Source organism: Chromohalobacter sp. 296-RDG (genome assembly GCF_029889885.1).
Classification (GTDB): domain Bacteria; phylum Pseudomonadota; class Gammaproteobacteria; order Pseudomonadales; family Halomonadaceae; genus Chromohalobacter.
Map to the genome: position 1 here is coordinate 1 of NZ_JARANY010000081.1, position 7,565 is coordinate 7,565.

At 62.0% G+C, this 7,565-nt stretch carries 7 protein-coding genes; all 7 read right to left on the reverse strand.

What is annotated here, in order from left to right; genetic code table 11:
• Positions 1-944, reverse strand: a 944-nt coding sequence (locus tag OP495_RS15665) for a glycosyl transferase (RefSeq protein WP_280570617.1), incomplete at its 3' end; no start/stop codon positions are given.
• The gene (locus OP495_RS15670; protein WP_280570619.1) at positions 941-1,828 is read right to left on the reverse strand and encodes an HAD-IIB family hydrolase; all 888 of its coding nucleotides are present in this window, start codon (positions 1,826-1,828) and stop codon (positions 941-943) included. The genes OP495_RS15670 and OP495_RS15665, both read right to left, overlap by 4 nt.
• A gap of 263 nt (positions 1,829-2,091) precedes the next feature.
• Positions 2,092-3,003 carry a 2-dehydro-3-deoxygalactonokinase gene (locus tag OP495_RS15675; protein ID WP_280570621.1) on the reverse strand — a complete coding sequence of 304 codons (912 nt, stop codon included), beginning with the start codon at positions 3,001-3,003 and terminating at the stop codon, positions 2,092-2,094.
• The gene (locus OP495_RS15680; RefSeq protein ID WP_280570623.1) at positions 3,000-3,686 is read right to left on the reverse strand and encodes a 2-dehydro-3-deoxy-6-phosphogalactonate aldolase; all 687 of its coding nucleotides are present in this window, start codon (positions 3,684-3,686) and stop codon (positions 3,000-3,002) included. Before OP495_RS15680 ends, OP495_RS15675 begins: the two co-directional genes overlap by 4 nt.
• Positions 3,687-3,696: 10 nt before the next feature.
• On the reverse strand, positions 3,697-4,845 hold the full coding sequence (gene dgoD / locus OP495_RS15685) for a galactonate dehydratase (RefSeq protein ID WP_280570625.1): 1,149 nt from the start codon (positions 4,843-4,845) through the stop codon (positions 3,697-3,699).
• A 37-nt stretch (positions 4,846-4,882) separates the two neighbouring features.
• On the reverse strand, positions 4,883-5,665 hold the full coding sequence (locus OP495_RS15690) for an FCD domain-containing protein (protein ID WP_280570626.1): 783 nt from the start codon (positions 5,663-5,665) through the stop codon (positions 4,883-4,885).
• A 277-nt stretch (positions 5,666-5,942) separates the two neighbouring features.
• The gene (gene glyA / locus OP495_RS15695) at positions 5,943-7,205 is read right to left on the reverse strand and encodes a serine hydroxymethyltransferase (RefSeq protein ID WP_280570627.1); all 1,263 of its coding nucleotides are present in this window, start codon (positions 7,203-7,205) and stop codon (positions 5,943-5,945) included.
• Between the last annotated feature and the right edge of the window lie 360 nt (positions 7,206-7,565).

A 7,565-nucleotide genomic window follows, 5' to 3' on the forward strand; every position in this document is an offset into this window, starting at 1 on the left:
AAGGTCTCGGAGTGAATGGGCACGCCCAGTGTCGCCAGCTTGCGGAACATGGCCTTGGCGATATCCAGGCTCATGCGATTGAGCCCGCCACTGGGGTCCTCCTGGGAGACGGGCTGATGCTTATGATCATAGGCATCGGCAATATCCACCTGGCATAGCCGCTTGGTCGAGTGGTTGCGGTGAACCTCCGAGAGTACGCCGATCTCCAGACCCCAGTCGCTGGGAATGCGAATGCCGTCGAGCACATCGGAGCGCATCGAAAATTCCCCGGAGAGCGGGTAGCGATAGCTGTCCAGATATTCCAGATATGGCAGCGGCCCGAATACCATCTTCAGTGCACGGATCAGGGGCGTCACCATCAGCCTTGCGACACGGCCATTGAGCTTGTTATCGGCCACCCGCGAGTAATAGCCCTTGCAGAATTCGTAATTGAACTGCGGGTTGGCGACCGGATACAGCAGCCGCGCCAGCATGCCACGATCATAGGTGAGGATATCGCAATCGTGCAGCGCCACCGCCGAGGTACGCGCGGAGGCCAGTACATATCCGCTGCAATACCAGACATTACGCCCCTTGCCAGGCTCCTGCGGCGCCAGATCAAGCTCAGCCAACTCGGCATCCAGCGCCGATAGACGTGGTCCATCGTTCCACAGGATGCGGTGGTGCTGCGGCAGGCGCGAGAAGAATTCGCGGGTGCGCAAGAATTGGTCTCGGTCAGCGCGATCCAGTCCGATCACGACCTCCGAGAGATACGGCACCTGTGCCAGTTCGTCGACGATATTCGACAGCGCCGGCCCCTCGATCTCGGAGAACAGCGAAGGCAGGATCAACCCCATCGGCCGACGCTTGGAAAACTTCATCAAATCGGCTTCCAATGCCTCCACCGGACGCTGGGTGAGGTTATGAAAGGTGGTGACGATACCGTTCTGGTAGAAATCGCTCATCGTGACGTGCCCCCCTGGGAAGTCTTGTCTCCGGGCGTCGCATCCATGCAGACCTTCCACCAATCGGCGATGCCCTCGGCCCAGCCTTCTGGGCCGGGTTGCCGGGTACGATAGAGCGTCATGCCCCCGGCGATGTGCACCACCGCCTCGTGCTTGCCACGTACTAGAATCGGATGATCGACGGCCTCGAGCAGACTGACATCGTTGGGACCGTCGCCCAGCCCGACGCTGGCAGGCCTGATACCGCGCAGTGCCGTGTAACGATCTAGCAACCAGCGCACCGCCTGCCCCTTGTCGACCGCGCCCATCACATGCCAGAAACGCCCGCCCCGGGTCAGGCGCAGTCCATCGCTTTCCAGGGCGTCACGAAAGCGCGCCAGGGCCGCCTCGTCGTCATCCCACAGCAGGGGCTCGCTACCTTCGCGCACCTGCGCCTGACGCGCCTTGTCGGGGCTCAGCGAGGTCAATTCGCACAGCGTGTCGAGGGACAGCTCGCCCATACCGCGAAAGCGCACGCCCAAACGTTCGCGCAGCACCTCGAGTCGCCGCCGAATGAAGCCGATATCCAGCGACGGCGTCTTCACGATCAACCCATTCGGCGCGGAGGGATCGCGATCCAGTCGGGCGTGTTGCCAACGCGCCGGCAACCCGATCACCGCCCCGTTCTCGGCGATGAACGGTGTCGCCGTGAGCCCCAGCTCGTCACGCAGGGCCAGTAATTCCTCGCGGGTCTTGCTGGTAGTGGGAATCACCGCGACACCGGCCTCGGCAAGCCGCGCCAACCAGGCGGCGGCGGGTTGCCACGTATAACTGTCGTGGTCGAGTAGCGTGCCATCCAAATCGGTGAACACCAGCCACGGCGTATGCGAAACCGACTGCGTCATGAGCCTTCTCCCCTTGGCACCGCCTCACATGTCCTGGAATGCGCTATACGATCTCGTTGCAATCATGAAAGGTGCTCTTCAAATGAAGGTAGCACGGATCATGCCATTCTCTGCCACGTGACCGGCAGAGGCCCGGCTGCCGGGGGATAGAACACGCGCCGTGACGATGCATGCCCCCGTCTAAACACAAGAACGCCCCGTCGAAGCGCATCTCGTGCACTACAACAGGGCGTACCATTAAAGAGCCTTACGGGAAGAACGCGCTAGCGGGCGTGATGATGCTCGGCAATCACCGCCAGTCCGGCGAGCGTCGCCGCGTCGCTATCCAGCGGTGTAACCTCGAGACCAGTCGCTTCCAGCGCCAGCGTATAAGGACGCCGTAGAGACTCGGCACCGATCAACAGCAAGCGTTCGAGATCGGGGCGCGCGACGCGCATGGCACGTACTTCCTCACCGATCAACACTCCGGAAATGAAACTGCCCACCTGCTCGGCAGCCAGACCGCGGTAGAGATGCCGGCTACGTGCCTCGAACAGGGCATGCAGCACGCTATCCTCGCCCTGGGCTCGCGCTAGCCCCTGACGGTATGCACCTTCATCGAACGATGCGTCATCGCGGGCGGGTTCACCCGGCAAGGTATGGAAGCGCACCGCATGATAAAGCTCGCCAGTCATTAGCGTGGTGAAGGCGGTCAAGCGGTTGTCGCGCAGACGCGCCCACTTGCTGTGGGTGCCGGGCAGGCAGCAATCGGCGTTGGGGGATCCCGCCAAGGCCAGGGCGCCGAAAGCCTGGACTTCCTCGCCGCGCATGACGTCACAGTGCACCTCGTCGACGTGCTTCACGCCCGGCACGATCCAAGCATTTTCCAACCCTGGCGCGGCCACGACATGCGCGGCGAGATCGCGCCCCGAGACGGGCAGATCGAGCTGCGGCGCCTCACTCCAGCCGCGCTTGGAGCCGACCATGCCTGCCAGATAGACCGGAACACGTCCGCCTTCCCGCCAGTCACCGACCTGTGCCTGACAGTAATCCGGGAACTCGGCGGTTTCCAGCGCCTTTAGGCCTGCCTCGCTACGCCGCGACTCGAGACAGGCACCGCTTTGCCGATCGACCAGAAACGCCCGGAAATTGCTGGTGCCCCAGTCGATGACAATCAATCGCTGCTCGGCGCTCATTGATCGCCCTCGTGCTCGAACGATTCGGTCATGGTGTAGAGCTCTTCGAGCCGCCGCCACTCGGCGACGAGCTCGCGCGCCACCTCGCCCACTTCGACGGCACTGCGTCCGGGGCGGTAAAGATTGCTGCCGAAGCCGAAGCCGCGAATGCCCACGCCGTGCCAGTCGGACATGTTGCTCTTGTCGATGCCTCCCACCGCGAATACAGGTAGCTCGGGCGGCAGGATCGCGCTGATATCCTTGAAGTAACCGGTCCCCAGGCGCCCAGCCGGGAACAGCTTGAGCGCCGTCGCCCCGGCGCGCGCCGCGCTCAACGCCTCACTCGGCGTCATGCAGCCGACCAGCGGCGCCAGACCCTGCTCGACACCAGCGCGAATCACCTCGGGGTCGCTGTTGGGAGTGACCATCAACGGTGTGTCAAGACGCGCCAGCTCAGCCGTATCAGCGGTCTCCAGCACCGTACCGGCACCCACCAGCACATGCTCGGGACAACGTGCCGCAACGCGTTCGATGCTCTTCCACGGCAAGGGAGAGTTGAGCGGGATCTCGATCAGACGAAACCCCGCGTCGACCAGCGCGTCGAAGACCTTATCGATCTCTTCGGGGCGAATACCACGCAGAATCGCCACCAGCGGCAATTCCTTGAGTGCCGCATCGAGCGCGGCCCGTTGTGTCTCGTTCATAAAGCCTCCTTTACCACTCCGCTATCGAGCCATCCTCATGCGTCCACACCGGGTTGCGCCAGCGATGCCCCACCTTGGCGCGCTCCTCGACGAATTTCTCGTCGATCTCGACGCCCAGGCCGGGACCTTCGGGAATTGCGCAGAAGCCACCGGTGATGGCCAACGCGGATTTATCGACCAGGTAATCCAGTACATCGTTATCACGATTGTAGTGGATGCCCATGCTCTGCTCCTGGATGAATGCATTGTGGTTCACCGCATCCACATGCAGCGAAGCAGCCAGCGTCAATGGCCCCAGCGGGCAATGCGGCGCCAGCGCGACATCATGGCACGACGCCAACGAGGCAATTTTCATGCCCTCGCTGATGCCGCCGCAGTGCGAGAGGTCGGGCTGGACGATGTCCACCATGCCCTCGGCGAGCAGATCGCGGAACTGATAACGCGTATGCAACCGTTCGCCAGTGGCAATGGGATAGCCCAGGCCGCCCGCAATGTGCTTGAGGCTGGGCAAATGCTCGGGTAGTACCGGCTCCTCGACGAACATCGGGTGATAAGGCTCCAACTCGCGCATCAGCACCTTGGCCATGGGACGATGCACACGACCGTGAAAGTCGATAGCGATACCCACATCCGGGCCCACCACCTCGCGCGCCTCGGCGACCCGCGCCACCGCCTCGTCGATCTTGCAGTGCGAATCGACGATCTGCATTTCCGGCGTGCCATTCATCTTGAACGCCGTGAAGCCCTTGTCGACCAAGGCCTTGGCGCCGGCACCCACATCGCTGGGCCGATCGCCACCGGTCCAGGCATACATGCGCATCTTGTCGCGAACCTTGCCCCCCAGCAGTTGATAGACGGGCACCCCGAGATCGCGGCCCTTGAGGTCCCACAGCGCCTGGTCGATCCCCGCAATGGCGCTCATCAGGATCGGGCCGCCACGATAGAAACCCGCACGGTACATCGTGTCCCACAGGTATTCGATGCGATGTGGGTCCTGGCCGACCAGATAGTCGGCGAGTTCGTGCACCGCCGCCTCGACGGTGGCTGCGCGCCCTTCAACGACCGGCTCGCCCCAGCCATAGCATCCCTCGTCGGTCTCGATCTTGAGGAACAGCCATCGCGGCGGTACTTGCCAGGTCTTGAGCTGGGTAATCTTCACGAGAGGTCTCCTTGTCGATACAAAAGTAATGTCACGCTTAGCGCTCGTCGGGAGTGGCTCCGCCAGGCGGGGCCAATGAAGGTAAGTCCGCTGGGATTTCGGCGATACCTAGATCCTGTCCGGTGCGCTCGAGGACCGCCAAGGCGCAGGCTTGCGCTCGCTCCGGCTGACGCAGGCGAATCGCCTCCATCACCTTGCGGTGACGTTCCATGCTATCGGCAAGTTCATCGGCGCTCTGATTGGAGCGCTGGACCAATACCGTAATCGTGGGCCGCAACACATGACTGAGCTGCGTCCACACCACGTTGTGGGTCGCGGCGAAAATCGCCTCGTGGAAGGCCACATCGTAATCATCGTGGGAGCGTCCTTCCCAGCAATGATCGGACGTCTCGAGACTACGCACCATGCCCTCGTAGGCCTGCTCGATTGCCAGCAGATCGGTCGCCGTGGCGGCGGTTGCCGCCAGGTATGCCACGAACGGCTCGACAGCCACACGGAACGCATAGATTTCACGTTGGAAACGCGGATTGGGCTCGGCATAGCGCGCCATCCACTCGGTCACTCGCGGATCGAGCATGTGCCACTGGGTCAGCTCACGCACTCGGGTGCCCTGGCCTGAAATACGCACCAAAAGCCCCGCCGACACCAGGTTCTGCAAGACGCTGCGCACCGTGCTGCGGCTGACGCCATACGTTTCGCAAAGATCCAGCTCGCGGGGGATCAAGTCACCGGGTGCATAACGGCCACTGAAAATCGCCTCGGCCAACGACTCGGCGATATCGGGTCGTGCCGTGGTACCGGAAAGTGAAGAGGGGCGCATAAACGGCTCCGCCTGCCTTGTTGGACAAATTTACCTCTATGTCCGACATAGGTTCCAGTATTTTCGACCGTATTGCTTTTAGACATTGGTGCTATGGGGGTATAGCGACATGCAACTCCGAGAGGCAGGGCCCCGTATGGCACGGAAACAGGCTTGCTTTATTTAGTAAGAGCATACCACTTACCCGTAGCGAGAAAAGAAAATCCCCCGCTTCGCAGCATCACGAAAAGCGGGGGATCTCACCAGGACATGCTATCCGTCAGGAGGCCATCACGGTTTAACGATACACCGGCAACCGCGCGCAGACGGCTTCGACCTTGGCCTTGACGTCGGCTTCGGCCTGGCTGTTATCGCCCTGCTGCATGGCGTCGAGAATATCGCAGATCCAGCCGGCGAGGTCGGCGCACTCACTCTCGCCGAAGCCACGCGTCGTTACTGCCGGTGTGCCGATGCGCAGCCCGGAGGTAACGAACGGACTCTGCGGGTCGCCCGGCACGGCATTCTTGTTGACGGTGATATGCGCACGCCCCAACGCGGCATCGGCGTCCTTGCCGGTCAGGCCCTGCTTGACCAGCGAGAGCAGGAAGAGATGATCCTCGGTGCCGCCGGAGACGACGTCATAGCCGCGCTCGATGAACACGCCGGCCATGGCCTTGGCATTGATCACTACCTGCTGCTGGTAGGCCTTGAAGTCGGACTCCATGGCTTCCTTGAAGCAGATCGCCTTGGCGGCGATGACGTGCATCAGCGGGCCGCCCTGCCCACCGGGGAAGACGGCGGACTGGAATTTCTTCTCGATCTCGGCGTCGTTTTCGGCGGAGAGAATCAAACCACCGCGCGGGCCACGCAGGGTCTTGTGCGTGGTGGTGGTGACCACGTGCGCATGCGGTAGCGGGCTCGGATAGACGCCGGCGGCGACCAGCCCGGCAATGTGCGCCATGTCGACCAGCAGATAGGCGCCCACCTCATCGGCGATTTCACGGAACCTGGCCCAGTCGATGATCTGCGAATAGGCGGAAAAGCCGGCAATGATCATCTTCGGCTGGTGCTCGCGCGCCAGGCTGGTGACCTGGTCGTAATCGATCAGGCCGTTGTCGTCGAGGCCGTACTGTACGGCGTTGTAGTGCTTACCGGAGAAGTTCGGCTTGGCACCGTGGGTCAGGTGGCCACCTGCATCGAGGCTCATGCCCAGCACGGTGTCGCCAGGCTTGATCAGCGCCTGAAAAACCGCACCGTTGGCTTGGGAGCCGGAATGCGGCTGAACGTTAGCGTAGGTCGCGCCGAATAGTTCCTTGGCGTAGTCGATGGCCATCTGCTCGACGACATCGACGTACTCACAGCCACCGTAATAACGCTTGCCGGGATAGCCTTCCGCGTACTTATTGGTCAGCTGCGTACCCTGCGCCTGAATGACGCGTGGACTAGCATAGTTCTCGGAGGCGATCAGCTCGATGTGCGCTTCCTGACGGCCCACCTCCTGCTGCATGGCGTCCCACAGGGCATCATCGAAACCGGCAATCTGCATATCACGGGTGAACATCGGCGAGAGTCCTCGAATCACGGAAGGTCTGCGCGGCGGCAAGCCGCGTTGGGTCAACTAGGGCGCCATGATAGCGCAGCCCGCAACGCCTTTCATATGAAACGGGATCATGGGTCGCTACAGGATTTCTCATGGTCGCTTTAGAGGCACTCAAGCACGCGCGATGACCAAAACCGCACGTGGCGATGAGTGAACTCATCTTCTTCGCCTCGCCTTGGAACGCTACAGTGGCACTGCTCGGCAGCAGTTCGTCGTCGAGTGGAAGGAAGCATGGGGCATGGATGCCCGCTTACCGACAATGCCCTGCAAGTTTGGCCCTTCCCGCCGAACGATCAAACGATCCTCGGCGGGACTTCTTGC

What these genes read in the sequence shown, in the direction of transcription:
- OP495_RS15670 (WP_280570619.1), bottom strand. Translation starts at nt 1,828, where the DNA reads ATGACGCAGTCGGTTTCGCATACGCCGTGGCTGGTGTTCACCGATTTG.
- OP495_RS15675 (WP_280570621.1), bottom strand. Translation starts at nt 3,003, where the DNA reads ATGAGCGCCGAGCAGCGATTGATTGTCATCGACTGGGGCACCAGCAAT.
- OP495_RS15680 (WP_280570623.1), bottom strand. Translation starts at nt 3,686, where the DNA reads ATGAACGAGACACAACGGGCCGCGCTCGATGCGGCACTCAAGGAATTG.
- OP495_RS15690 (WP_280570626.1), bottom strand. Translation starts at nt 5,665, where the DNA reads ATGCGCCCCTCTTCACTTTCCGGTACCACGGCACGACCCGATATCGCC.
- glyA (WP_280570627.1), bottom strand. Translation starts at nt 7,205, where the DNA reads ATGTTCACCCGTGATATGCAGATTGCCGGTTTCGATGATGCCCTGTGG.